Below are 24,264 nucleotides of genomic sequence, written 5' to 3' on the forward strand. Positions count from 1 at the left end.
TTTGTGTAGGTACACTTTTGCTTACTAAGTTATTTATCTTCTTGAACAAACTCGCTCATAAAGTAAAACTGTTTTTGTTGCCGTTCGGTCAACCTGTTTTCTACATAATTATCAACCAGCTCATTCAAGATAGCATATGTTTTATTCTCATCCATAAACTTCCCAAGCATATTGATCTGCGTATGAAGCAAAGAAGGAACTTTAATCGTTTTAGTCGAGTTATTTTTCCCAACCACTGCTTTACGTTTTTTTGTCTCTTTTGGAGGTTCTACCGACACAGGCACCCTGTCATGGTTTTTCTTCTGCGGTACAACCGTTTCTTCTTTTATAGAATGGATACTAGTTGTTTTTATTTCCGGCTTCTTTTCTGCCTTCTCCGCTTTTGGCTCTTCTTTTTTCGCTGATTCTTCCCTATTCTTTACTTGATTAGTAGATACTGAACTTTTTGCATTATACTTAAAAGGATCTTTGTCGTTAAACTTAACAGGCTGCGCTCTTAAATTATCCTTTTTAGGAACTCTCAGTAACTGTCCTTTTATGTTTTTCTCACTCACCGGCTTCTTCACCGCCTTCAATCTTTTCTATTTTGTCGAGCATTTCCTGAACAACATCAACGAAAACTTGATGCGCGCGATTGTCATGGTGATCTTTATATGTAATTCCTGTGATATCCCAGGCTTTTAGACGTTCTAAATGCTTCACGTAATTTTCGAATACGTTATCATCACCAAACATTTCTTTGGCTCTTTCTACAGTCGCATGGTCTACCCGCCCACCTGGACGTAATAAAACTGGAAGTACCCCTGCTACTTGGATATAAGCCTCGTACTCATCTATCATAAATTGAAGGTAGGAAATGTAGGTTTCTGCACCTTCCAGTGAAAGCTCCTGTGCCTGCAGAATAATTAAGACATAGTCGGCAGCCATCATCGCATTATCAGAGTAATCACTGATGGTAGGTGGTACATCAATTAAGATATAATCATAGTTTTCTTTTAACGGCTCCAATAACCGATTTAAATAAGAAACCTGGTCAAGATCTTCTTGAAATTTGCTGTATAAAAATTTTGGAAGGTTTTTAAATGAAACAGTGGCCGGAATAAGATCCAGATTGTCATTTACATGCATAACCGTAGAAGCCAGATCTCCCTTTTCAAACCCTTCAAAAATAGAAGACTTGATTTCTGTAATTCCTGCTGATCTAGCAATAAGAGTTGTCGCATTTGCTTGCGGGTCCATATCAATAAGAAGAACTTTTTTATTCAGTTCTCTCGATAATTCCCAAGAAGCCATTACTGCCACTTTCGTTTTCCCAACTCCGCCTTTAAAGTTACCTACTACTATCGTTTTTGCTGTCATCTAACCTTCTCCTCTCAATAAGTGCTGCTTGCAAAAGTATACCTAACATATTTCTACTTATTTTTATCTTATCACAGGTAGAAATTTGCGAGAAGCACCTTTTTAAAAATAATGTCCAAATTTGGCATTTTCGCGGCTAAATAATTTGTAACATAAATGTAATATTTCACACTTTTTAATCCTTCTCCCTCGCACAAGTAGAAATTTCTACTTTTCTACTTGTGCAAAAATCGTCGGATTTCCCGCACAGGTAGAAATTTCTACTTTTCTACTTGTGCAGAAATCACTGACTTTCTCGCACAGGTAGAAATTTCTACTTTTCTACTTGTGCAGAAATCACTGACTTTCTCGCACAGGTAGAAATTTCTACTTTTCTACTTGTGCAAGAACCACCGACTTTCTCGCACAGGTAGAAATTTCTACTTGTGTTTATTTTGCATTGCCATTAAATCCTTTTATATCAAGTATTCCGAAAATTCCTTTTTACTTCATATTCTCGCACAGGTAGAAATTTCTACTTTTCTACTTATACAGAAATCACTGACTTTCTCGCACAGGTAGAAATTTCTACTTTTCTACTCATGCAGAAATCACTGACTTTCTCGCACAAGTAGAAATTTCTACTTTTCTACTCATGCAGAAATCACTGACTTTCTCGCACAAGTAGAAATTTCTACTTTTCTACTCATGCAGAAATCACTGACTTTCTCGCACAAGTAGAAATTTCTACATGTGCTATTTTATTACCTCTGAAAACGCATTCTAGAGGGATTTACAAAGAATTAAAGGTGGTGTAGTGTAGGGGGCAATAAAAACAACAACTAAAAAATCCACATCTAAATAAACGTATTTCAACATAAAAAGGCAAAAGCGTGTTGATGAGTACTTGCAGCACTTCATCAGCCATTCATCGTAAATAGGCCACGATAAACACTTGCTTTCACCTGAAAACTTTGTGTTTTCATTAACCGAGAAGAGCTATGCCTTCTCGGTGGTGAAGCGAACCATTTATGGATCCTCACAGGAAAAATAAAGGCGTGTTTATCGTATAGCGATAGATACGCCTTTTATCTTTTCTGAAAGGAGATGAACCAGTATGGGGAAAAATAGAAAACTATCAATCCAGGAGTTTCAATTTTTATACAGCTATGAGCCTTACACGCAAAACCGCAGCCAGCAGCAAAAACAAAAGCTGAATCTTTTATCAAAAGTGATAACTGCGTACGGAGACACTTATTACAACTTAAAAGATAAAACCCGCCAGGTTATTGAAATGGTTTGCTGGTTTTCTGCAGAAAAAGGGTACTGCTTTGCAAAAGAAGATTACTTTTCAGATCGGTTTGGCCTTGCTCCAAGAACGGTCAGAAATATTTTCAAACAGCTTCGCGATGCTGGTGTTATTCTAACTGTACACCGCCATTCTACAACGCAGAACGGCCTAGGATCCGCCATACATATTTTTATGGATCATCCGTATTTTCATATCTGGAACAGCGCGTTTGAACTTGTTAAATGCCAAGCTGAATGCCAAGCCAAAAATTCCGAAATCCCTTGTGAGAGTAAGGGTGAAGAGCAGAAAAAAGTTTCTACCAAGAATTTATCCATTTCTAAAAATCTTTTAAAAATCTTACGTAAGAAAAACGGTCTGGATGAAACATATATCCCGGAAAATATTCCGCAAGAATTTATTTCTGCTGTAAAACCATTCTTCAGAACCGCCGAAGAGGTTTATCACTTATGGGGACGTGTAGTGATCAGCTACAAGCAGTCCAGCCTCAAGAATCCGGTAGAGTTTTACCAGAAGAAAGCTGTTGAAAGCTTTAAACAAGCGGTTTTTGCTTATAAGAACCGCTTAATTAAAAAAGATTTCTCCGGCTACTTTTATGGCATCTTAAAGAACAAGTTCAGCCAGCAAAAAGCTGAAGAAACATTTGAGACGCATCCAATTCTTTATAACTGGCTGGAGGAGGATATGAAACGGGACCAAAACATATCTCCAGCTAACGAAAATAGCAGCTGGCGTGAGGAAATTCAGCGATTGATGCAAAGGGATGAACAAGCACTGTCTATCCAGGAAAAAGCTTATTTACCGTATTGATGTTAAGAAACAAAAGAATCCATATTCTTCTTACAGTATTACAGTAAATCGCCGTGTCGAGACAGGAGCTTTTGGAGCTAAGCCGGATGATCCAACGAACTGCATAAGACGGGCACAAGTTATTACGCTCTGGATATAAGTCTGCTCCTAATCTGTATTCTTCGGGAGTAAGGCCAGCAAAGAGACAGAGGCCCTGAATAATTCATACTTTTAGATTTTCAACCTGATATTTGATGCCGTGTACGTTATTGATATTAGAAGCTCTTTCACTTTTTCGGTGTTTGGGTCAAAAATAATTTTGCTCAGTACAGGTTACAGTATTTAAGCAAGAGTAAAATAGCTTTTACTGGACTGGCTAGTACGGTCCTGTTTGCTGAAGGTCTTTTTAGAATAAATATTACTCGGCTCATTATTATCACTTTGAGTATCATCTCATTCTGAAATTAGCTAAAAGGGACAAGAACCAAGCAATATGCGAAAAGTCTGTCCGCTAGCTCTATGGCTGTACATCAATACTTTTATTTAAATATAGGCAGGTCTTTAGCTGTCATTGACTTTATTGTTTTTTCCCTTTTTAATTGCAACTCTTCTCTAGACATTCTTGCCTTTTCATTTAGAAAAAAACAAACTGTAAAACAATTTGCACTAAGTGACCTTAAGTCGGGAATCTCCTATGGGACAAAGCAACCAAACTTACGCTTAATCGCAGGGACATTTCTAAAGGGTGGAAATGGCAGTGAGCATCCCTCAGCTGTTCGATTTATTTGTGACAATGGAGCATTCAGGATTGGCTAAAAAAATGTAGGATAATTTCTTATCTCTGAATGATAAAGTATTAAGCGACAGTCAGCAAAAGTATACCTACGCACGTGTGTACCTAATCAAAAGTGTACCTAATCAAAAGTATACTTTTGATTAGGTACACTTTTGATAGTAATTTCTATACAAACTCTCCTTTATTGTTTAATATCCAGCCTTCTCTATACCAAATAGTTGAAGAGTGATTTTGGTTAGGCATCTCTGAAGTTGTATTTGTTTGTATCTTTTGGTATACATAAAATTTCAAATTGTCATCATATGTATGTATCAGTATACGAAAAGAGAGAAGGTAACAAAAACTGTCTAGAACAAGCCATAAGAAGGGAACCTTTCTCATTAATTGCAAAGTAATCTAAAGGAGTCTTCTAGTCGGTAATACGATAAAAAGGTAACACTTCCAACCATCCTTCCTGCTCACGAAAAAGCAGCAAGGATTCTTAAAGAAGACATAAGTGAATACCGCAAAGCATAAGATGTAGTTGCTGTGAATACAAATTCTTTCGTTAAACATACAATATTAATAATGGCGAATACAAATTGGTTCACTTTAGAATACAATTGCACTTTAAACACAAGAGGCAATTCTTCTTTTTACCAACTATTTTAAAAAGTCACTTTAAATAAAAAGCAAAAAATTAATGATGATGAGCGATGCTGTAATTTTTATCGTGCAGCCGGCTAAGCTCCATCATAGGGTGTTTCGCTTTCCACTACCGTTACAACCCGTAGGCATTTTTCTCATGAAATAACCCCTCACTTGCTAATAGTACATAAACGGTTACACCATTCAGGCTTTACGAATTTGCATAAATTACTTAAATTGACCAGATGGATAGTAATGTCCTGAAAGTCCCTCACTCATATTCGTCCCCTTCCTCTTCACAGGTATACCTAATCAAATGTATACCTAACAAAAAGTGTATCTAATCAAAAGTATACTTTTTGTTAGGTATACTTTTTGTTAGTGATTTTGGACAGGAATTTACTCAAAATCATTAAGCCATACCTGAAAGGAAATACAAAGCTTTCTCACTTTTTTAAAAGGGGGGACAAAGGCTTTGGTGATTAATCCTCATTAGAAAATTTAAATCAGGATTACAGACAAGTTCAGAATTGTATTCAGATGGAGATACAAATACGAGTATAAATACATCTGCAAGTTTGAATATAATTTAGATAAAGGTTTTAACATAACCCTCTTATATCTTTATAAACTAGGTCTGCTGATAAGTTAGTTGAATTTAAACTGTGTCACTGTCTGCAGATTACACTGCTTAGCAAATAACAAAAAGAACCTCGCTTTGACTAAGCAGAAGTTCTTAAAAGATGATCTGTTTAAGAATATTTTGTGAGCCTCATTACATCCATTGGTTTCTCTTTTTTTCCGCTAACACTGTATTACATTAAATATCTCGGAGACATAGGCGGCTGCCTTACATTTATCAGTAGAAAGCAGTAGCTTTCGAGCATGAAAGCCAAGACCCGAAAATGAAAAGGAAAGCGGGTAGATTCAATACTGAACACCGGAGAAGCCTTTAATGGATCCCCTTCTTTTTTAAAACACAACACAACTGATGTGCAAATTCGCTCCATTGCTTACATGATTCAAGGCGCCTATCTAAAAAGATCCGATAAACTCCTTTATAACGGCTGGACTCACTGGATTCATCCCACAAGTACAGACGAATATCGAATTTTTGGGCAATGGCAAACATGTTAATCTTTTCAGAAGTCCGAATAGATGCTAAAGAATACAGCCGGTCAATATACTCTTCTAGCTGATGATTATTCATAGAATCCTCCATTCGACTAAATTTTTGCTAGCATGTTAGTTTTCCTAAATCTTGACCTGCCGAAGAATGTTAAACACTTGTATCTTCATTTTTAATCGTTTCCCACATCTTTTTTAGTTTTCGCAAATCTTCTTCATTGGATTCGGGAAGTTCCCGGTACCATCTTTCCAGTTCAGGATCCCTGATAAATGAGTGCAGTTCCTGGTCGCTTGTGCTGTAGTGACTGCTTTCTTGGATGCCAAGCAGCCATGCAATCGGCGCTTCATACAATTCTGCAAAAAGAGCGAGCTTTTCATTGGTCGGTTTTCTTATGTTTTTCTCGTATCCCGACATGCTGGAGGTAGAAATATTTAATAAGTTTGCGACTTGAGTTTGCGACAGCCCCTTTCTGATCCTGCATTGATATAATTTTTCGCCTAGACTCGACATATGTCATCACCCTGCCCCTACAGTATTAAGAAAAGTATACCAAATTGCCACAAAAAGAGGAAATTTTCCTATTTTTGAAAAAACACATTGACTTCCACAAAATGTGGAAATATAATGTGTTACATAAAAAGGAAAACAAGTAATCTACTAACACCCCAGTCAATGGCATTCTATACATTCTTGTTTTAAAAACAAAGGGGGAGTGTGGCAGATGTCTTTCTTTGCAGTACAGGTAAAAAATGGACAGGAAATTGAAGCAAAGGAAATGCTGAAGTCTGTTTTGGAAGCTATGAGTAGTGTAGGAGTAAAGGCTATTTATGCGCTGGAGTCTTTTACCCATGTACTAAAAGATGATTCTTTATGCGATGAAGTTTCGGAATATTTAGACGAATGTGATGTCGCCCAGTATCTTGAGAGAAAGCGCATTAAAGATAATCTCAGTGCACTGCGTGCAGCACATGCTGAAATCTCATCAGACAGCAGTGAAGAAATGGAAAGTCTTCGGCTGTGTTACCAGAAAGAAATCAGCCGGCAGTCAAAAAACCTGAAAGATCTGCAGCTTTCAAAGAGAATTTACTCGGTCATGAAGGGCTATATTCTGCTGGAGCTGAAAGAAAATTTCTGCGAGCTTCCGAAAGAGCTTTGGCAGTTGGTGAAGAGAGTGCCAAAAGTATGCGGCATTGTCAGTCCTTATTCAATCCCGAAAGAAGAAGTGGAACATTTTTTTGACACAATAGACCTTACACCAAGCATAGAAATGAATGTCATTCAAGAAGAGGCAAATCTGCCGCAAGTGGAAGAACCTGAAATTATCCAGGAGGATTTGGACTGTGAGAAAGAGATTGTGAATTTCAAACAGGCACAAAATGATGGGCAAGAGAACGATCCCGAATGGCCGGGTGAGAAGCTGCCCATCCAAAAATGGATCCAAGCGTGCCATCTGTTTCTGCATGAGAAGAAAAAGACACTCCAAATGCCTTTTCCGTTGTTTACGTATTTACAAAAAAGAAAAGGCTTCACCTGCGCTTTTCTTACAGGAAAACTGTCAATCCATCTGCCGGTCCCAGGAGTTATCAGGCTGGAGAGGAGCGGGTAGACTTTTGTGCCTTTCTCTAGGAAGAGAGCTGGCAGATTCAAATAAAAATACCATGTTTAGTGGTTCAGGTAACAAAACTCCATAAAGGAACAAGCCTGGAAAGAATCTTTTGATCTCTGGACGGGATGGCGCAGCCATGCCTTTTTGTAAAAAAAATAAAGGAAATGAGTGATTCGATGGAAAAGGTAGCTGTAGACCTAGGTTATGGGTTCGTCAAAGCCATTTCTTCATCCGGGAAAAGAGTGCTTTTTCCTTCTCTCGTAGGCAAAGGCTATGAGCGGGCTCTTACAGATTTGTTCGGCCAGAAAAACCTAACACTCTCTAACATGCAGGTTGTCTATCAGGGGGAGGATTATTTTATTGGTGAGCTGGCCAAAGAATCCCGATCCGCTTCAAGAATTTTTGAGAGGGAGCGATTCACCCATGTTTACACACATGTTCTGCTCAATGCAGCTATTCAGGCGGTGACGGATAAGTCGACTAAAAACGTGCAGCTGGCTACGGGGCTGCCACTGGATTTTTATCACGCCCAGGCAAAAGAATTTCAACAGTCGATTACCGGGATACAGCCGAAACTGGAATGGAAAACAGGACCCTTCAGCCATGTAAGCAGAGCCGTCCATATTGAGCAGGCACTTGTGTTTCCGCAGGGGGCTTCAGCCGTTTTCTCTGCGCTGATCAATCATGAAGGAAGCTTTGGGTATCCGCACCTGATGAGAGAGGGTGCTGTGGTAGCCTTAATTGATGTCGGGTTCAGGACGACTGACTTTGTGGTAGTGGAAATGCAGTCCGGCGGTTCTTTTGCGCCGATTGCTCGTTTGTCAGGAACAGCGGATGAAGGAGTGATCAACCTTCACCGTGACATTCGTCAGGCTTTTAAAGCCCAGACAGGCGGTGCTGATATAAATGAATTCTTTATTGACCGGATATTGAAAGATAATGAGCTCAGCTATAAAGGGAAGCGGATTGATTTTGCCAATGTAATCGAAAAAAGCAAGCAGTCCATTTCCGCAAATATTGCAGACCGCCTAAAAGGGGTCTGGGCAGAAGAGTCAGACTTATATGAAGGAATTTTTCTTGCAGGCGGGGGCGGCGATTTGTTTGAATCTTATCTTCAGCCATCATTTGACCACAGATTAATTACGATTAATGAAAGCCAATTTGCGAATGCAATTGGTTATTTGCGTTTGGGAAAAGCATTGTTTAGCCAACAATCCACCCGGAACATGATGTGATCAGATGGAACAGAAGTGGAAGAAACGGTACAGCTTTCGGCTGAAAGCAGGCGATGATGAGCTGTATGAACTGCTTGAAGGGCTTGCAGATTCCAAAAGAAGTGAAGCCATCCGCCGGATGCTACTGTTTGCCTGCCGGACCATTGCGGAAGAAAAGCAAGAATCAGATAAGCATGAAGCCGTCTGGAAAGAACTGCAGGCAATGAGGGAAATGGCAGAGAATCATCATCAGGAGCTCCTTAACCAGCTGGCAAAGGAACAAATAACTTTTACACAGAAGAAGGATCCTGTGCCAAGGAAAGAAAATGAAAAGCGGCTGACTGAAAAAGCATTAAACGATAGTGCAGCAGCCATGATGACGTCCTTTGGCATAATCGACTAGAAAAGAAAAATCGTGCAGGAGAAATGTCTAAGAAAAGCGCAGGATACAACACGCTCAGCAGCGTGTTTTTTGTGTTTTTTCTTAAAGGTGGTGATGCTCATTCAAAATCTGTAATTCTAACGGAAGAAAGGATGGACCTATATGCTGAAGATTCTGCTGGGAGCCTTGTTAATGATGTTTTTGATTTTCGCCATTGGAAGCGTAATGCTGGAGGAATTCCCAGGTGCGCAGCCATTGTGGAATGAAAGCAAGGCACAGGCTGCCTCTTTGTATGAAACCTCTTTGGGAAAGTTTGGTGCAACGGGAACCATACTGCTGATTATCGCCATCTGTTTCCTGGCTGGAACAAGCAGGAAGTATTAAAGGAGTGTGTTTATACATGACAAGCAGTGTAAAAAGAATATCCAGGCGTGTTGATATGCTGAAGAAAATGCTCAGTCCGCCGCAGGCGGTCCGGAAAAAAGAAAAACAGAGCCGGCCTAAAGGCTATATGGCGAGAAGAGCAGGAGCCGCTGCTTTTTGGGTACTGTTCAGCTTTATGTTTTTAACCGTCGCTGTAACGCTTTTCTCAAAGACCGAAAAACCGTACACGCCTAAAGCCACAACGGTGGAAGCTGTAGAAAATCCCGCTGTAAAACCAGAAGCCGTCCAGTTTGCCAAAAGCTTTACCACCCACTATTTCAATTGGGGAAACAGTGAGGAAGAAAAGAAAAAGCGTCAGGAAAAGCTAAAAGCGTTCCTCGCTGAAGGACTGGACCCGCAGGCAGGCTTGAATATGGAAAAAGTAACATGGAATTCAGTTTACAAAAGCTCTGCAGTTAAACAGGTAAAAGAAAGAGGCAGTAACAAGTCGCTGATCACTTTTTATGTAAGTGCAGAGTTTTCACGTGAAACAAAGGATGAGGATGAGCCCGAAACGAAAAATGTATCAAAGTATTTTGTGGTTCCTGTAGCTTATGACGGGCATTCATATGGAGTCTATGAACTGCCGAAATTCACTTATATGAAAGAGCAGACGACGGTAAAAGCGGAAGAAACAGGGCTGCAAAAAGCTTCTTCCTCACCGGAAACATCTGCTGTACGCCGATTCCTCGATACGTTTTTTAAAAGCTACACAGAAGACTCAACTGACAAGCTTGCTTATATTTTAGAAGACGGAACCCGCATTGCCGGTTTAAATAAGTCGATGACATTTGTAAAAGTTGCATCTGCAGATATCTATGAAGGGAAAAAGAAAGGCGAATACAGTGTGCAAAGTGAAGTGATCATGCAGGACCCGGAATCAGACATGCAGTTTCATACGGACTATGAGCTGGCTGTCAAAAAAGAGGGCGGGCGTTTTGTCGTGTCTGCCATGAATGAAAGTGAGGGGGATGAGCAATGAGTTTAGAAGGAATTTTCCAGTGGTTTTCCGAGCAGGTTCAGTACATTTTGCTGTTTGTGCTGTTTATTGTGCTCTTGGCAGCTGCGTATAAACGGGCATGGCTGACCATGATCGGGAGCCTGATCGGCCTTGCGTTTATCGGCATTTTTGTGGTGAACCCGGAGGTACTGCTGAACTTATCAGAATGGCTTAGCGGACAGCTCAATATAGGAGCTTAAATATATTATATAGAAGAAACGAGTAAAGAAGGCGATAAAATGAACCGGGTACCCTTGTATGTGATCAATAACTTTTTAAAGTTCGACCGGAAAATCTACCAGCTTTTTGGCCTTCAGCTGGGAAGGCCAATACGCTTAAAATCCGTTTTTTATTTCTTCTTTTTTGGGGCAGTGGAGCTGCTGTGGTATTTCACTCCGGGACTGGGTGTGCTTTTGCACTGGATACCAGCCGGCATTCTCTTTGCTGTTCCGGTAACGCTCGCCTGGCTGCTGTCTGACATCGGAACTGAGAACCGGTCCCCTGTTTCCTATTTTCGCTCCTTTATCGGCTTCCATTGCCGGAGACTGGAGCGGGTGACGTACTTTAAGGGAAGGAAAATGAGAAAACCGAAAACATTTGCAGTGGACGTGGTCTGTACGTACAAAGAACCGAGAAAGAAAAAACATAGGTTTACACCTAGCATGTACGCTTTTAAAGGTTATACCACATACAAATAAGCGGCAAAGGAGTGCGGTACTTGATGAAAAGCATGATGGAGTTTCCGATTAAGCACATTGAAGGAAATCTGCTGTTTGGACGGGATGGCACAGTGTGGGCGTACTACCGGGTTGAAGGATTCGGCTATGACTTTAGAGAAACGGAAGAAAAAATGATACCATTTCAGCAGCAGCTGTCTTTTCTGGCCAACAACGGCCATGACCTTCATTTTGTGGTTTCTCCTTCCCCTACAGACACAGGAGCGGTTTTAGACGAGACGATTCAGGAGATGCAGCATCTGAGCTATCCGCTGAAAGAAAGCGGCGTGGCTTTTATGGAGCAGCTGAAAGATGTATTAATAAAGCAGCGCCAAATTAACGAAACGAGTGAGTACTATCATTACCTGGGTGTGCAGCTGAATCCGGAAAAGAACAAGTACAAAGAAGGAAATGCCGGCACGAACGCACTGGATGCCCTGCAGAAATTTTTGATTGGGTTTAAATCACCGGTGTACCGGGCGATGGGGTTAGAGCCGTATGACATTTTGCAGGAAGAGATCGATGCCTGGAAAGAACAGGCGGAGACTTTAATTACAACCGTTTCGAGCGGTTTTTCTTCCGCAGTTAAACCGATCAGCGCAAAAGAAGCTGTATACCTGGCTGAAAAAGTATTTGCGGTTACCAATTCAAATCATGACGTGAAACACCGGCCTGATTCTACGCCGGGCGAATATGTAGAAGGGGTGGAAGAGAACGGAGACATACACAAAGCGGTGCGTCCGGATGAACAAGCTTTCTTGGATCTGCAGAGTGCAAGTGTGGAAGAAGTAGGGCCGAAAATGCTTCTGATGAAAAAGATCATTGAAAATGATGTGGAAGAAATGTATGTGCAGTATCTTGTATGTGACTCAATGGATGAGGTGAATCATCACCCAGGTTTTGAATGGCTGTATAAAATTCAAGCGAAAATGCCATTTCCCGTGGGTGTTTCCATCCGGGCTTACCATCAGCATAACACACAGGTTCGGAAAAAGCTGAGCAACGCCCGGCTTGAATTTGAGGATCAGCGGCAGGAAGCGGTCAAAGGAGGCACAGGTGTAGACTTAAGTGTTTCAACTTCAGAACAGGGTGCCATCCAGATGGAAAATTATTTTAAAAGAAGCGGCCAGCCCGCCTACAGCTGCTCTTTTGTGTTCAGAGTCAATGCAAAAGACCAAAAAACACTAAAGTCCCGAGCAGACAGCCTGCGGAATGAGCTTTCACGATATGGGATCAGTGTACTTGCTCCTTACGGGGAACAGATTGCACTGGCGATGGAAACCATTCCGGGATCCAAGCAGTATCATACAGACTATAAAATTGAAGCAGCCCCGGGCGTCTTAGCCGGGGCTTTGTTTGGTGCTACGACCAATATTGGCGACAACCGGGGGCTTTTTATCGGTTATACAAAGCAGTTTAAACGGCCGGTGTTCATCAAGCCAGACCTCGCTGCCAAAGCATTTGAAGGGGTTCATAATGTCGTGGATTCGATTTCTGTTCTGGTAGCGGGCATGACCGGCAAAGGGAAATCGGTTTTTATGAACCTGTTTACGTATTTATCCGTGTTGAGCGGTTCACAGGCACTGATTTTAGATCCCAAGGGAGGTGCGACACGTTCCTAAGTGAAAAGCTTAGGCACTGTTGAACTCAACAGTTCAGCAGTGAACTGTCATTCTGAGAAGTCAAACGAAGGAGTAACGTCTGGAAGGGCTTCCCTTAATCCTCCGACATGCAGGAATGTCAACAAGTACTGAACTGTATGAAGCTCGGTGAAGTCGGTTGAAGGTTACCGTAAATTAGAATCTCTAATACGAAAGCTGTCCAGCGGTGGGTGGTGTAACTGATAGACCGGAGGTCTATAAAACACTCAAGGTTAGGATGCGCGATGGACTAGAGGCGATCGCTAGTAAGCGCAGACGAATCCCTGATGGTACGGGTCTATATCGGAAGGGAATCGAAAGGTTCTCTGACACAAATACGTGTCGCTACTGTGGGTGAGTAAAACTCTCCTTTATGAAAGCCCATATATCGTTACAGGCGTTATCAAGGTAGCAGGCTCATAGGGGAAACCTAAAAGTGTATGTGCAGATAAGAATGACGGAACGTGGTAAGCTGCCGGCATGGAGGGCTTGTTCCCTTTGAAGTGTTGCCAAGGAAAGTCACAATGAGATTAGTTGTCGATATAACTTGGCTTAACGGCAGTGAAAGTGGTGGCACAGTACCGATGAAACGTGTAATGAACGTGGAGGGATAGCCACTAGTCGATTGAAGATTGAATGTTACTATTGGTTGACATGGTTCCGGGTAAGACTAAGAGATGTAATACTCCAGATCACTAATGAGGTTACAGCCCATGTTAAAGAAAACCGAGCTAAGACATAGCGAATATTATGACACAAAAAGTGTATGACAATTTATATTCGAGCAGTCTTAACGGTAACAAGTTCTATTCAATTGGAATCGATGGAACGCCGCATGCCCGGAAACGGGCGCGTACGGTGTGAAGTGGGGGAAAAGCCGGAGATAACCTCAAAGGCTTACCTATCACTATATAGGAAAAGTTGGGAAGAAGGGCTGCCGTTTATTCCGAAAGAGCATCTTTCGCTGTGGACACTTGGCCGCAGCCAGAAGGATGCTGGGTGTCTCGACCCTTTCCGTACCAGTACCAATATCGAGGAAGCAAAAGATGTCTGCATGGATATTCTTTCATATCTGGCAGGCATTCATATTCAAGATGACCAGTACACCATTTTAAGTGAAGCGGTGGAAGAAGTTTCACACATGAACGACCCATGCATTGGTGCTGTCATTTCCTATCTTCAGGAACTGTATAAGAAGCGGCCGGAAAATATGTCGAAGAGCCGGCATGAGTCAGTTGAACGGCTGAAAGGCACGTTGGAAACACTGCGGCGCAACCAGCTGGCCCGTCTTCTGTTTGGAGAAGTTGGCCAGGATTACAGAGCGCTGGCAGTGGACAAGCCGCTTCAGGTCATGATGGTGCAGAATTTAACACTGCCGGATGCCCATACAAAGCAGCCGCGTCCAGCACATAAAATTTCGGAAGCAATTATGATTTCGCTGACGGCCTTCACCAAGCAGTACATGTTCAGCCAGGACCGGTCCCGGCATAAAATTATTCTCCAGGATGAAGCAAGAAGTGTAGACCGGAGTGCGGTGGGCGCTGAATTAATGAATTTTATTATCCGCCAGGGACGCTATTACAACACGACCCTTATCAAAGGGTCGCAGAATGCGTCCGACTACGGGGAAGATGTCGCTAACATCGGCATGAAATTCAGCTTCGGAATGAAAAAGACGAGTGAAGCAGCAGAAATGCTGGATTACTTAAACCTGCCACAGACACAAGCAAACATTGAAACGTTGAAAGGGCTCAACCGGGGCGAGGCGCTGTTTCAGGATATTTACGGCCGCTCCGCAGTGGTTAAAATTAATCCGGTGTTTAAAGACCTTCTCGATGCCTTTGATTCTTCCACTTCTACAGAAGAAGAGCGTAGGCGTGAAAAAGAAAGGGTACTAATGTAAGCGGAGGTGTTCGTGTGAAAAAATGGAAAAGTCGTTTGTTCGCTGGCGGGATGCTGTTGATTTTATTAATGATGGCGGGATGTGGAGATAAGCAAGATTTTGAAGCGGCGGATAAAGTAGCGTATGAGTATATTGCGTCAAAGGTAGAACGAGACGATGATCGTATGAAAAAAATTTTAACAGATCAAGGTATACAATATGCAGAAAGTACAAGTTTACTAAAAGACGGAGAGCATTTATATCCAGGTAAGGAAGATGAAATGGGAGACCGTTATGAAATTGTACGTTATGACGGTATCGGCGAAGAAAACACACTTTACTATCGAGTAAAGTATGAACTTACAGATAATAATCTTTCTGAAAGCACTGCAGAATATATAATGATAGTTAAAGATAATGAGGGTCGATGGAAAGTTACTAAGCCAGTAGGAATCTCCAACGAAGAAAAAGCAGATATATTCGCATCTGAAGAAGGCAAGGAAAAGGGTATTACCGTACATGAGTACAGAGAAAGTGAATAATAAACAACTCCTTTAAGAAGTAATTTAATGAAGGGGGGACAAGGCCAAATAACTCCTTATTTTGATAAGGGAGGGTTTTTTTATGCCTAAAAATATGTGTCGTATTAAGAAAAAGATCTTCTTGTTTATCTCGATTCTGCTAGTAGTTACCTATCCAGTTACAAAAGCGTTGGCAGAAGAGAATTCTGATAAACAGGAAAAACAAGAAATCATGAACAACTCTGAGGTAGAGGAAAAGGGGATTTTCTCTACATTATATTCAGTAAAGTATGGAGATCTGAGCAATGGAAACAGTCACTACTTGTTAGACATTGTTCCACTTGATAATGAACAAATGAAAGCTGAAGAAAATAAAAGTTGGTGGAAGAGGGGATGGAGTTTTGTTAATGGTTCTGCTTTAAAGAACGAAGTAATAAGCCAAATATATGAACTGGTGAATATGGTTAACAACTTTTTGTTCCAATTGAATATACGCCTTACCCAATTCATGCTTTCGACTTTAAATCTTGCGTATGAATTTAATTTAATTGACCAGCTTATAGAAAAACTTCAGGAGCTAATGTTAGACATTACCGGTATATCGGGAGCTACTTTAGGTAACTCAGGGTTATTTGGAAGTTTTGCTGGTGTAATCGCTGTGCTGGCCGTTGCTTATGCTTGTTATCTCTATGTATGGAAACGCGCAGCTGTAGAATCAATCGCTGAAATGATGAAAACGGTGCTGACATTTGCGATTGCGCTTCTATTTTTCTCTAATTACAGTGCATTTCTGTCAGGAATTAACCAAGTTACTAGTGAGGCAAGCCAACTTATCCTTTCTGGCTCTGTGAATGACACCTCTGTAAAAGAATCAAATAATACATCTAGGGGCACTAAAGAAATAACATTGAAAGAAAAGATGATGGATAATGTGTGGACTTTGTTTGTAGACCGTCCATATTTATTTATGCAGTACGGTACAGATGATGTCGATGAAATTGGAAGTGAAAGAATTCAAGAACTGCTGACACTGTCTCCGGGACAAGGAAGGCAAGACTACGTAACAGACAAAGAAGTACGAGCAGAGAGTAATAATATGATGACCTATGGATCTGTAATGGAGCGTGCGGTTTTTACCCCTTTGTATTTAGTAGTGAATGGCCTGTGCTCAATCCCTGTCTTTTTGTTGGCACTGCTGCTTTTGGTCTTCCAGTTTTGGTTCATGGGAATTGCAGCTGTTGCCCCTTTTGCTTTGCTGTTTGCAGCAATTCCAGGCCAATTCGGTGTGTTGAAAAAGTATTTCGTTGAACTGGGGCTTCCGCTGGTTTTAAAAATTATAGTCTCCTTTGGGGCAATTGTGGTTTTTGCGATATCAGAAATCGTGTACAATTTGAACAATATTGCAGTTGGAGGAGCATCTGAATACATTATCGTCTGTGTCCTTCAGTTCATACTTCTGGCGCTTATGTTTTTTCTCAGAAACCGGATTAAAAACATTTTCTCTGCCGGGTCAAAAGAATTTCAAGCGCTGCGGGCTGAAGTCGGGTCTCTTCAGGAAGCCGTCACCAGGCCGGTTAAAACAGGCGTGCAAAATACAGCCACAGTAGCGGGTGCAGTAGTCGGCGGTGTAATAGCAGGAGGAGCGGGAGTTGCAGCAGGTGCAAACATAGGTGGAAAGGTTGGTGAAATTGCCACAGGTGAAGGAAACATACAGAGTGTAACGTCCGGCATTGGCCAAGTGCAAATGCTGTCACACCTGCAGGGGAAACATGGAAATAAAAAGCAGCTGAACGAACCAGGCCAGCACTCTGCAGCCGATCCAGAGCAGACTATTGATAATACCGATATCCCGATCGGGGAACAAGTTTCATATGTGAGTAAAGTGAATCAAGATGAAGATCATACACTGCCGATGGAGCATTCTGCACACCATGAGGAGCCGGCTGAAGAGATGCAATTCACAAATTGGAGTGCACCTGAACAGAATGAAAACATAGAAAAACGAGACAGCAATCAAATGCCAGAGGATTCAGCAATGGATACTCCTTTTGAAGACGGCGATGATTCTTATGAGAATTTAGCCAGCCTTCAGCATCATATACCACCGGCACAGAACGAATTTCACGATGAAAAAGAAGAAGCAGTTTCTTCTTTTAAAAGTGAAAGGCATACCGAGTCTACAGAGGGTATTAAAGATACTGGGTTTTATGTGAATGATAACACCTATGTGCCCAATCAAGAATCAGCAGGGTACCCAATACTATATCCACTTGAAAGGGAAGAAACTAAAAAAGAGGATATGGAAACGGAAAAATGGACCGATGATGTACGCAACAATCCTAGAGATTATAAGCCTACAGAACATGAGAATGAACAAGAGTTGTATGACTTTAAAACGGATACGAAAAGAGATGAGTAACCGTGTTTCAGCAACTGGACAGCCGTATGAAGCAATGGATCGTAAACAGCGTAATGGGGATAGCCATTGCGCTATTAGTGCTGGGCTTTTTCACAGGGAGGAAACAGGATGGCCAGCCGCCGCACGTGAGAACAAAAGAGAACAGTCAGCATGAAACGAAGGAAGCCGCAAGCCGTGACAGCGAAGGCGAGCAGGAAACAACGGAGCATTACTATGGCGACGATTACGGCGACCTGGGGGAAATCCCTCCCACACCTGTTAATGAATCAGAACAGCCTCCATCAATGGAGGAGCATTTTACCAAAGAAGAAATAGCAAAATCTAAAGCCGCTGTTGAGAAATTTATTGCAGCTTTTTATCCGTACAATGGAAAAGATCCGCTTCAGAATATCAGAAACAGTAAAAGTACCGTAAGCAGTGAGTTGTATGGGTTCTTGATAGAAGCACCGGAGCGGCCTACTTCCATGACGGTGGAAAGAAAACTGATTTCCTTGGAAATCATTGAACCATTTGCACCAATGGCCGAAGTGATGACATGGAATGCAAAAGTGAATGGCGAAGTAACGGATGCGGAAGGAGCCAAAAGAGCAGAAACCGATTTATACAAACTAAAACTTGAAAAGATGGAAGGTGAATATAAGGTCGTTGATTTTCTGATTAATTATCTTGAGTAGTGACGCTACCGGGAGGGAGATGGTGTGAAAAAGTGGCTGCTTATCATTCCCTTGATCCTGAGCGCGCCGATCGTAATGGTCATCGGGGTGCTTATTTTTGCGCTTATCTTGATTGCAAACGTTGAAGAAGAAACGGTGGAATTTACCGAAACGACGGGTACCGTCCAGCTCAGCCAGCTTGGTGAAAACGAAGTGCCAAAACAGTTTATAAAACATTACCAGAAAGCAGGAGAAGCGTACGGTGTCCCGTGGACTCTTTTAGCTGCTATTCACCGGGTAGAAACTCATTTTAGCTCTAACCTGTCAGAAAGTTACGCGGGTGCCGTTGGCGCGACCCAGTTCATGCCATGTACCTGGACAGGCTGGAGTCATCCAACCTGTTCCGGCCTTGGACGCGGCAATATCGATAAAGAAACCATGCTCGATGTAAGCCAGATCAAGAAATACGGCGGCTATGGGGTGGATGGCAATGGAGACGGAGTTGCCGATCCCATGGACATTGATGATGCGCTTCATTCCACTGCCAACTATTTAGCCGCTTCCGGGGTGAAAACCGATCCGAGAAAAGCGGTCTTTACGTATAACCACAGTCAAAAGTATGTCGCAGATGTTATGGGGTTTTTTGAAAGCTATACAGGCGGGGTCACTGAAGTCAGCGCGGGGGCGGTCGAGATCAAAGGTGATACCGCCTGGCCGGTTCCCCACACCAAAAACGTCACTTCTCTTTATGGGCAGCGCTGGGGGAGGCTTCATGCCGGCATTGATATTGCAGGCGGGAACGATTTGGACAAGCCCATTGTGGCTTTTATGCCCGGTAAAGTGATTGTCAGTGAGCTGAATGGAGCATTAAAAGGAAAGGGATACGGCTATTTGATCATCATTGACCATGGAAACGGAATCACTACCCGCTATGGACATTTAAGCAAAAAAGGCATCCCGGCGGGCACCACTGTGGAAGCTGGCCAGCAAATCGGAACCATGGGTAATACAGGCCACTCTTATGGTGTGCATCTTCATTTTGAAGTAAGGATAAACGGAAAAGCGGTTGATCCGATGAGCTATGTGAAAGATTTTGGTCCGAAAGTAAATGAGTAGCTGTTCATGACGTTGGAGGAGCAATAAAGGCCGTTACAACAAGGATGGATAAGAAAACGTCTGACACAAATTTTTTGAATGTCCGACATATTTAACGCAGCTAACTCTTCATTCACATAGGTTCTCACCCAGATGCGTCAGACGTAAGCGGCTTTTCGCATGTGGACAAAATCAGTGTCTGACGTTTCTTTTAAATCCATTGTTCTCTCAGTCGCGAGAGGCTGGTTAACGTCATGAAAGGAGGTGAGTGTTATAAAGGAGAAAATCGAGCACTTAAAGGAATTACTCCAAAACATGGAGACGTTAAAAAGTGATGTAATGAGAAGAATTCATGAGCTGGAAGACTATTCGCCACAACAGCCGGTCATGACCGTTTATCCAGGTGCAAAGACAGAAGCTAAGCAGATAAATGGCTATCCGGTCTTTCAGTTCTCGTATGAAGGGACACTGCCGCTGTATCAGCAGGATGGAAAGTACAGATCTGCGGTGCGTTACTATTATTTCCGGGCTACTTTTGAGGCCTATGACCGAAACGCTAGTGATCTAACCTTTAGCAGGGCCGCTGTATTAATTATTCACTATTTTAAAGATCGTTTCGTGCGCGATCTTGATAATCGGAACCGCAAGTTTTTGCTGGATGCCATCCGCCAGACAGGATTAATACAGGATGACAGCTGGCGGGATCTGGCTGTGATGGAGGAGGGTTACCACGATCCACACAAAGATCATGTTCAGGCATATGTTTTAGCCCGTGAACATCTCGCGGATTTTCTTACTTATATGGAGCGTTATCACTCTCAGGAAATCATGGTGCCCCATTTGTCTAAACACGCAATTCTTGAAGAAGCGGAGGGCCAGCAATTTCAAACACAGGAAGAAAAAATGACAGGAGAAATAGAAGAGAAAAATACGAAGGAAGCAGCCGAATACCAAAACATGTGGAATTAAAAATTATGAAAAAACCGGTGACGTAGAGCAAGACAATGTACAGGTAAGAACTGGTAGCAAAAACAGCATAACCGAACCTTACCCAACTGTTCTTACCTAAAAAATACAGGCAAACCTATATGAAAAGCTATTGGAAAAGGGGGAGTTAGGATTTCCCTGTTCTTACCTGAAAGAGAAAGTAAATATATCGCTTTTATCCTGTTTTATCGACTGGCTGGTGGATTGAAGCAAAAAGGGAAGTTTAGTTGGAGCAATCCGGAAGCATGGAGGATTGACGGAAACTAAACAATCCCGGCCATGGACAAAAACGAGGTGAAGAAATTGGGCGGAAAACAGGTAGTCAAAAGAATTCAACCGCGGGATGTAGAGATGCTGCATATGCTTTATCAATACCGGGCGCTGAGTACCCAGCAGTTGATGCGCTATTTTCAAATGTCTGCTTATTATGCAAACAAGAAGACCCATATTATGAGGAATTCAGATTGGATTAAATCGCTGCCTATTCTTTCGGAAAAAACAAGGAAGATCGGTGCCTATCACTGTTTGACGGATAAGGGAATTTCCATGCTCCAAAAGCAGGGGATTCCTACAAACCGGAAAGCTGAAGATCTGAAAGTGACGCGCCGATTTCTTCCCTATCTTCTTTCAGCAAATGACCTGATGATTGATCTTGCCCCTTTTGGGTGGACAATGCGGGACAGCAGAGAAATTAAATCCATGTATGGACTGAATAGGGGAAATAATATTCATGGCTCTCTTACCAGTCCCGGTGGAACCGAGTATGGCTTTTATATTTTCATGAGCCGTACGCTTCCAAAATACGTCATGAAAGTAGTAAGAGAAATCAAGGAATCCGCCATCCACAACTTTATTATTTTTACGAAAGGACAGGCTTCTTTCCGTGATTTTATTTCAGAAGCAGCGTGCCCGGGAAAAGAGTTGATCACAGGCGGCTCTTTGAATGTCATGCCTTATACATTCGGGAAAGCGTATCTTCAGTTTATGGCTGATGAGCGAAATATGCTGCGTGTACTGTCGGAACATAACATCACATCGCTTTCGGAAAAGCCGCGGCTTTATACCACATTTGACCGGCTGGTGGAACACAATGGAGAGGAAAAGTATCTGGTTAGTTTGCTTGATACCGATTTGATGAAAGTGTACAGCCTGAAAAGGTACCGGAAAGAAGCATTTGACCGGGACCAGCGGCGGATTTTGATATTGACACATATGAAGCAGTTTCACCAGGAACTGCTCAAGGACGTTCATCATCTTGACTACGAAGAGGTACACCCAAGTGAAATCCAAGCCGTCGGTATGACGAAAACACAGGAGGGATGAATGGATGAGTTTGCTGCCTGAATTCCAAACGATTACCGGGCTGATTGATAATGGCCATCTGCTGCATGATGAAATTTCAGCTATGCCGCGCACGTCCCAGAGAAGAATGTACGGTCTCATGAAAGAGATCATGAAGGATGAATTGATCTTTGTCATAGAAGTGGAGAAGCGCAAACTGCGTGTGAACCATGAATGAAGCTGTTTGTTTTTTCACTTGTTGCTGCTGCAGCAGGAACAGCGGGATTCATTGGGATGTACCAGGAGTGGTATATTCCTCCTTCCAAGGCCCTTCTTATCACTACAGGTATTCTGGGGATCACTTGCATCGCAGCGGCTATGCAGCGTACAGGAAGAAAAAACGTAGTGTCACTTCTGCTTTTCGGCCTGTCCTTGTTTATGGTACAGACGGCCGGAGCCTGGATCTTTGAGAGCTGGACATTTGAAACCATCCTGTCTGCTTCAGGCATGATGAAAATTTCGATGATCCTTTTCGGGACAGGCGCCCTTGTATTGAATATGCTTTATTTTACTTCACAAAGAGCGGCGAAAAAACGCAGCACTCAGCGGACAGCTGCACAGGCTAAAGAAGGCTGGATCTTATTTAAGAGGAAACGAGCAGAAAAAACCGTTGCTATTATTCTGGGCGAATCGATTAAAGCAGGGCGTGAGTAACTGCTCTAGCTTAAAGGAGGTGGTTTCAATCGGACTCCCGATTACCTGGCAGGGAAACGACTGTTTCACCCATATGCTTGTGGTAGGTCCCACTCGTTCCGGAAAGACGGCTACCATTTTAAAGCCGATGATTTACCAGCTCCTTCTTCAAAAAAAACAGGGCATGCCTCTGGGATTATCGGTAGTTGAGCCAAAAGGGGATCTGGCAGGGATGGTAAAAGAAATGTGCACGGAAATGAATATTCCCTGTATCCATATTGACCCGGAGCTGCCTCACAGTCATGGTTTTAACCCGATGGAAGGCAGTATGGATGATGTAGCGGAAGCAACCGTTGTTGTACTGAAAGGGCTTTTTGGCAAACAGGATGCGTTTTTTGCAACTGTCCAGGAGCTGTCCGCCCGCAATGTCACCAAACTTCTGAAAGCTTTGCATGGAGACAAAATGGATATTATCGATGTGATGAACACGCTGCGGGATGAAAAAGAACTGGAGAAAAAGGTAAAAGAGCTGAAAAAGCGGGACGGTTTGACCGATCTCGTTCACTTTTTTGAATCCGAGCTGCTTGGCAGCATGCGCGAGAAATACCGGCAGTTTGTGATTGGGCTTCGTGCCCAGCTGGAAAACATCACAAGCAATGAATCACTGAAGAGAATTATGACCGGCAAAAGTGATATCAACATTGACCGGCACTTTGAAGAAGGCGGGGTCCTGGCAGTGAACACCGCGCTTGGCAAACTGCGCAAAGCAGGTGACGCTTTTGGCCAGTTCATGATCATGCATCTGCAAAATGGCACATTTCGGCGTCCCGGCACAGAACAGAGCCGTATTCCGCATTTTCTGATTGTTGATGAATACAGCCGCTACATTAATCCGGAAGTCGAGATGTTTCTGTCTTTGGCAGCGGAATACCGGGTATCCGGTGTTTTTGCCACGCAGTCACTGGGCCAGCTCGAAGTAGAAGCAGGAAAGATCAGTCCAAAAGCGATGAAGCAGGCCATTTTAACTTCATGCCGGAATAAAATCACATTCGGCGGCTTGTCTGCGGGAGATGCAAAAGAATTTGCGGAAGAATTTGGCCGGGACCGGGTCATCATGCGGCAGAGCACTTTCAAAAACCGAATACTGATCCCAAAACTCTTTCCGGAATCATACCGGGATACAGAAAACGAGGAGTACCGTTTTTATTACACAGACTTAATGGACGGGCTTCCTCGTTTTCATTTTGTTCATAAGCTTCTGCAGGACGGCACGCCGCAGCCGCCTGAACGGGCGAAAGGGACCTTTGTGCCGCGTGACTGGAAAGAAAAAAGAGAATGGGAAAGAAAGCGGCCGTGGCTTGTGCGGAGACTGCACTTTAGACAAAAAAAGCGCAGGAAGAAAGAAAAAGTTCTGCCTGTGCCTGAACCTCTTCAGCCTGTTGAAGCAGTTAAGGAAGAAGATCCATTCCTTGTCGAGGAAAATCTGCTGCAGCATAAAGAATTGGCGGTACGACAAGAAAAGAAAGCTGAAACGACAAAAGAAAAAACAAGCATTGAAGAGTCAGCTGGACCAGCTGAAGAGAAAAAGCCTGCTGTTCAGCAGGCTGCCCAAATAAAAAACGAGACACCGCTCAAAACACTAGGAAAAGAAATAAGCCATACGGAAAAACCAAAGTCTGAAACGGTAACGGCACAAAAGAAAAAAGAATTCACACCGCCGCAGTCATCTGATGGTTTTTGGGATTAACAGGTTCACAGCCAATT

Annotated in this window: 23 protein-coding genes; 19 read left to right on the forward strand and 4 right to left on the reverse strand. The window is 42.6% G+C overall.

The genetic code is table 11. From position 1 onward, the window contains the following. Nucleotides 1–29 precede the first annotated feature (29 nt). Nucleotides 30–554, reverse strand: a complete 525-nt coding sequence (locus VP98_RS17835; RefSeq protein WP_046176713.1) for a hypothetical protein — start codon at nucleotides 552–554, stop codon at nucleotides 30–32. Further along, nucleotides 547–1,359 carry an AAA family ATPase gene (locus VP98_RS17840; RefSeq protein ID WP_046176714.1) on the reverse strand — a complete coding sequence of 271 codons (813 nt, stop codon included), beginning with the start codon at nucleotides 1,357–1,359 and terminating at the stop codon, nucleotides 547–549. The genes VP98_RS17835 and VP98_RS17840 overlap by 8 nt, the downstream gene beginning before the upstream one ends. A gap of 1,096 nt (nucleotides 1,360–2,455) precedes the next feature. Between VP98_RS17840 and VP98_RS17845 the strand changes: the two genes are divergently transcribed. Then, on the forward strand, nucleotides 2,456–3,457 hold the full coding sequence (locus tag VP98_RS17845; RefSeq protein WP_046176715.1) for a helix-turn-helix domain-containing protein: 1,002 nt from the start codon (nucleotides 2,456–2,458) through the stop codon (nucleotides 3,455–3,457). 2,354 nt (nucleotides 3,458–5,811) lie between these two features. Here VP98_RS17845 and VP98_RS17850 read toward each other — a convergent pair. Both VP98_RS17850 and VP98_RS17855 read right to left on the reverse strand, forming a co-directional pair. Next, entirely contained in the window at nucleotides 5,812–6,069 is a 258-nt protein-coding gene (locus VP98_RS17850; protein ID WP_052712287.1) for a hypothetical protein, read from the reverse strand. A 69-nt stretch (nucleotides 6,070–6,138) separates the two neighbouring features. Beyond that, a complete protein-coding gene (locus tag VP98_RS17855) occupies nucleotides 6,139–6,498 on the reverse strand; it encodes a helix-turn-helix domain-containing protein (protein ID WP_046176716.1) in 360 nt (119 codons plus the stop codon). A 211-nt stretch (nucleotides 6,499–6,709) separates the two neighbouring features. On the opposite strand from VP98_RS17855, the gene VP98_RS17860 reads away from it, so the two are divergent. The 18 genes from VP98_RS17860 to VP98_RS17945 all read left to right on the forward strand — a co-directional run bounded on the left by VP98_RS17860 (nucleotide 6,710) and on the right by VP98_RS17945 (nucleotide 24,247). Next, the gene (locus tag VP98_RS17860; RefSeq protein WP_046176717.1) at nucleotides 6,710–7,594 is read left to right on the forward strand and encodes a transcription termination/antitermination NusG family protein; all 885 of its coding nucleotides are present in this window, start codon (nucleotides 6,710–6,712) and stop codon (nucleotides 7,592–7,594) included. A gap of 176 nt (nucleotides 7,595–7,770) precedes the next feature. After that, on the forward strand, nucleotides 7,771–8,829 hold the full coding sequence (locus tag VP98_RS17865; RefSeq protein WP_156151423.1) for a ParM/StbA family protein: 1,059 nt from the start codon (nucleotides 7,771–7,773) through the stop codon (nucleotides 8,827–8,829). Between the two features lie 4 nt (nucleotides 8,830–8,833). After that, nucleotides 8,834–9,211 carry a hypothetical protein gene (locus tag VP98_RS17870; RefSeq protein WP_046176719.1) on the forward strand — a complete coding sequence of 126 codons (378 nt, stop codon included), beginning with the start codon at nucleotides 8,834–8,836 and terminating at the stop codon, nucleotides 9,209–9,211. A gap of 141 nt (nucleotides 9,212–9,352) precedes the next feature. After that, nucleotides 9,353–9,574: a hypothetical protein gene (locus VP98_RS17875; protein ID WP_046176720.1), complete on the forward strand. Its 222-nt coding sequence runs from the start codon at nucleotides 9,353–9,355 to the stop codon at nucleotides 9,572–9,574. Nucleotides 9,575–9,590: 16 nt separating this feature from the next. Further along, complete coding sequence (locus tag VP98_RS17880) at nucleotides 9,591–10,595, forward strand: conjugal transfer protein (protein WP_046176721.1); 1,005 nt, start codon at nucleotides 9,591–9,593, stop codon at nucleotides 10,593–10,595. After that, on the forward strand, nucleotides 10,592–10,813 hold the full coding sequence (locus VP98_RS17885; protein ID WP_046176722.1) for a TcpD family membrane protein: 222 nt from the start codon (nucleotides 10,592–10,594) through the stop codon (nucleotides 10,811–10,813). Before VP98_RS17880 ends, VP98_RS17885 begins: the two co-directional genes overlap by 4 nt. Before the next feature lie 39 nt (nucleotides 10,814–10,852). Then, nucleotides 10,853–11,311: a TcpE family conjugal transfer membrane protein gene (locus VP98_RS17890; protein ID WP_046176723.1), complete on the forward strand. Its 459-nt coding sequence runs from the start codon at nucleotides 10,853–10,855 to the stop codon at nucleotides 11,309–11,311. A gap of 23 nt (nucleotides 11,312–11,334) precedes the next feature. Continuing rightward, nucleotides 11,335–12,951, forward strand: a complete 1,617-nt coding sequence (locus tag VP98_RS17895; RefSeq protein ID WP_052712288.1) for an ATP-binding protein — start codon at nucleotides 11,335–11,337, stop codon at nucleotides 12,949–12,951. A 784-nt stretch (nucleotides 12,952–13,735) separates the two neighbouring features. Then, complete coding sequence (locus VP98_RS17900) at nucleotides 13,736–14,872, forward strand: ATP-binding protein (protein ID WP_231584214.1); 1,137 nt, start codon at nucleotides 13,736–13,738, stop codon at nucleotides 14,870–14,872. A gap of 14 nt (nucleotides 14,873–14,886) precedes the next feature. Then, nucleotides 14,887–15,393, forward strand: coding sequence for a hypothetical protein (locus VP98_RS17905; protein ID WP_046176724.1), 507 nt, complete (start codon nucleotides 14,887–14,889; stop codon nucleotides 15,391–15,393). An 82-nt stretch (nucleotides 15,394–15,475) separates the two neighbouring features. Continuing rightward, the gene (locus VP98_RS17910) at nucleotides 15,476–17,791 is read left to right on the forward strand and encodes a CD3337/EF1877 family mobilome membrane protein (RefSeq protein ID WP_046176725.1); all 2,316 of its coding nucleotides are present in this window, start codon (nucleotides 15,476–15,478) and stop codon (nucleotides 17,789–17,791) included. A 2-nt stretch (nucleotides 17,792–17,793) separates the two neighbouring features. Further along, complete coding sequence (locus tag VP98_RS17915; protein ID WP_046176726.1) at nucleotides 17,794–18,465, forward strand: hypothetical protein; 672 nt, start codon at nucleotides 17,794–17,796, stop codon at nucleotides 18,463–18,465. A gap of 24 nt (nucleotides 18,466–18,489) precedes the next feature. Further along, nucleotides 18,490–19,560 carry a peptidoglycan DD-metalloendopeptidase family protein gene (locus VP98_RS17920; RefSeq protein ID WP_046176727.1) on the forward strand — a complete coding sequence of 357 codons (1,071 nt, stop codon included), beginning with the start codon at nucleotides 18,490–18,492 and terminating at the stop codon, nucleotides 19,558–19,560. A gap of 294 nt (nucleotides 19,561–19,854) precedes the next feature. Then, nucleotides 19,855–20,508, forward strand: a complete 654-nt coding sequence (locus VP98_RS17925; RefSeq protein WP_046176728.1) for a RusA family crossover junction endodeoxyribonuclease — start codon at nucleotides 19,855–19,857, stop codon at nucleotides 20,506–20,508. A gap of 321 nt (nucleotides 20,509–20,829) precedes the next feature. Next, complete coding sequence (locus tag VP98_RS17930; protein WP_197076619.1) at nucleotides 20,830–21,849, forward strand: replication-relaxation family protein; 1,020 nt, start codon at nucleotides 20,830–20,832, stop codon at nucleotides 21,847–21,849. 4 nt (nucleotides 21,850–21,853) lie between these two features. Then, the gene (locus VP98_RS17935; RefSeq protein ID WP_046176730.1) at nucleotides 21,854–22,045 is read left to right on the forward strand and encodes a hypothetical protein; all 192 of its coding nucleotides are present in this window, start codon (nucleotides 21,854–21,856) and stop codon (nucleotides 22,043–22,045) included. After that, nucleotides 22,042–22,521, forward strand: a complete 480-nt coding sequence (locus VP98_RS17940) for an RNA-binding protein (protein WP_046176731.1) — start codon at nucleotides 22,042–22,044, stop codon at nucleotides 22,519–22,521. Before VP98_RS17935 ends, VP98_RS17940 begins: the two co-directional genes overlap by 4 nt. Further along, nucleotides 22,478–24,247, forward strand: a complete 1,770-nt coding sequence (locus VP98_RS17945; RefSeq protein WP_231584215.1) for a type IV secretory system conjugative DNA transfer family protein — start codon at nucleotides 22,478–22,480, stop codon at nucleotides 24,245–24,247. The genes VP98_RS17940 and VP98_RS17945 overlap by 44 nt, the downstream gene beginning before the upstream one ends. Nucleotides 24,248–24,264 lie beyond the last annotated feature (17 nt).

This window comes from Domibacillus indicus (assembly GCF_000970685.1).
Lineage (GTDB): Bacteria > Bacillota > Bacilli > Bacillales > Domibacillaceae > Domibacillus > Domibacillus indicus.

Bases quoted from the DNA above. Each gene is read 5' to 3' on its own strand.
- VP98_RS17840 (WP_046176714.1), bottom strand. From the start codon at position 1,359: ATGACAGCAAAAACGATAGTAGTAGGTAACTTTAAAGGCGGAGTTGGG.
- VP98_RS17845 (WP_046176715.1), top strand. From the start codon at position 2,456: ATGGGGAAAAATAGAAAACTATCAATCCAGGAGTTTCAATTTTTATAC.
- VP98_RS17850 (WP_052712287.1), bottom strand. From the start codon at position 6,069: ATGAATAATCATCAGCTAGAAGAGTATATTGACCGGCTGTATTCTTTA.
- VP98_RS17855 (WP_046176716.1), bottom strand. From the start codon at position 6,498: ATGTCGAGTCTAGGCGAAAAATTATATCAATGCAGGATCAGAAAGGGG.
- VP98_RS17860 (WP_046176717.1), top strand. From the start codon at position 6,710: ATGTCTTTCTTTGCAGTACAGGTAAAAAATGGACAGGAAATTGAAGCA.
- VP98_RS17865 (WP_156151423.1), top strand. From the start codon at position 7,771: ATGGAAAAGGTAGCTGTAGACCTAGGTTATGGGTTCGTCAAAGCCATT.
- VP98_RS17870 (WP_046176719.1), top strand. From the start codon at position 8,834: ATGGAACAGAAGTGGAAGAAACGGTACAGCTTTCGGCTGAAAGCAGGC.
- VP98_RS17875 (WP_046176720.1), top strand. From the start codon at position 9,353: ATGCTGAAGATTCTGCTGGGAGCCTTGTTAATGATGTTTTTGATTTTC.
- VP98_RS17880 (WP_046176721.1), top strand. From the start codon at position 9,591: ATGACAAGCAGTGTAAAAAGAATATCCAGGCGTGTTGATATGCTGAAG.
- VP98_RS17885 (WP_046176722.1), top strand. From the start codon at position 10,592: ATGAGTTTAGAAGGAATTTTCCAGTGGTTTTCCGAGCAGGTTCAGTAC.
- VP98_RS17890 (WP_046176723.1), top strand. From the start codon at position 10,853: ATGAACCGGGTACCCTTGTATGTGATCAATAACTTTTTAAAGTTCGAC.
- VP98_RS17895 (WP_052712288.1), top strand. From the start codon at position 11,335: ATGAAAAGCATGATGGAGTTTCCGATTAAGCACATTGAAGGAAATCTG.
- VP98_RS17900 (WP_231584214.1), top strand. From the start codon at position 13,736: ATGACAATTTATATTCGAGCAGTCTTAACGGTAACAAGTTCTATTCAA.
- VP98_RS17910 (WP_046176725.1), top strand. From the start codon at position 15,476: ATGCCTAAAAATATGTGTCGTATTAAGAAAAAGATCTTCTTGTTTATC.
- VP98_RS17925 (WP_046176728.1), top strand. From the start codon at position 19,855: ATGGAGACGTTAAAAAGTGATGTAATGAGAAGAATTCATGAGCTGGAA.
- VP98_RS17935 (WP_046176730.1), top strand. From the start codon at position 21,854: ATGAGTTTGCTGCCTGAATTCCAAACGATTACCGGGCTGATTGATAAT.
- VP98_RS17940 (WP_046176731.1), top strand. From the start codon at position 22,042: ATGAAGCTGTTTGTTTTTTCACTTGTTGCTGCTGCAGCAGGAACAGCG.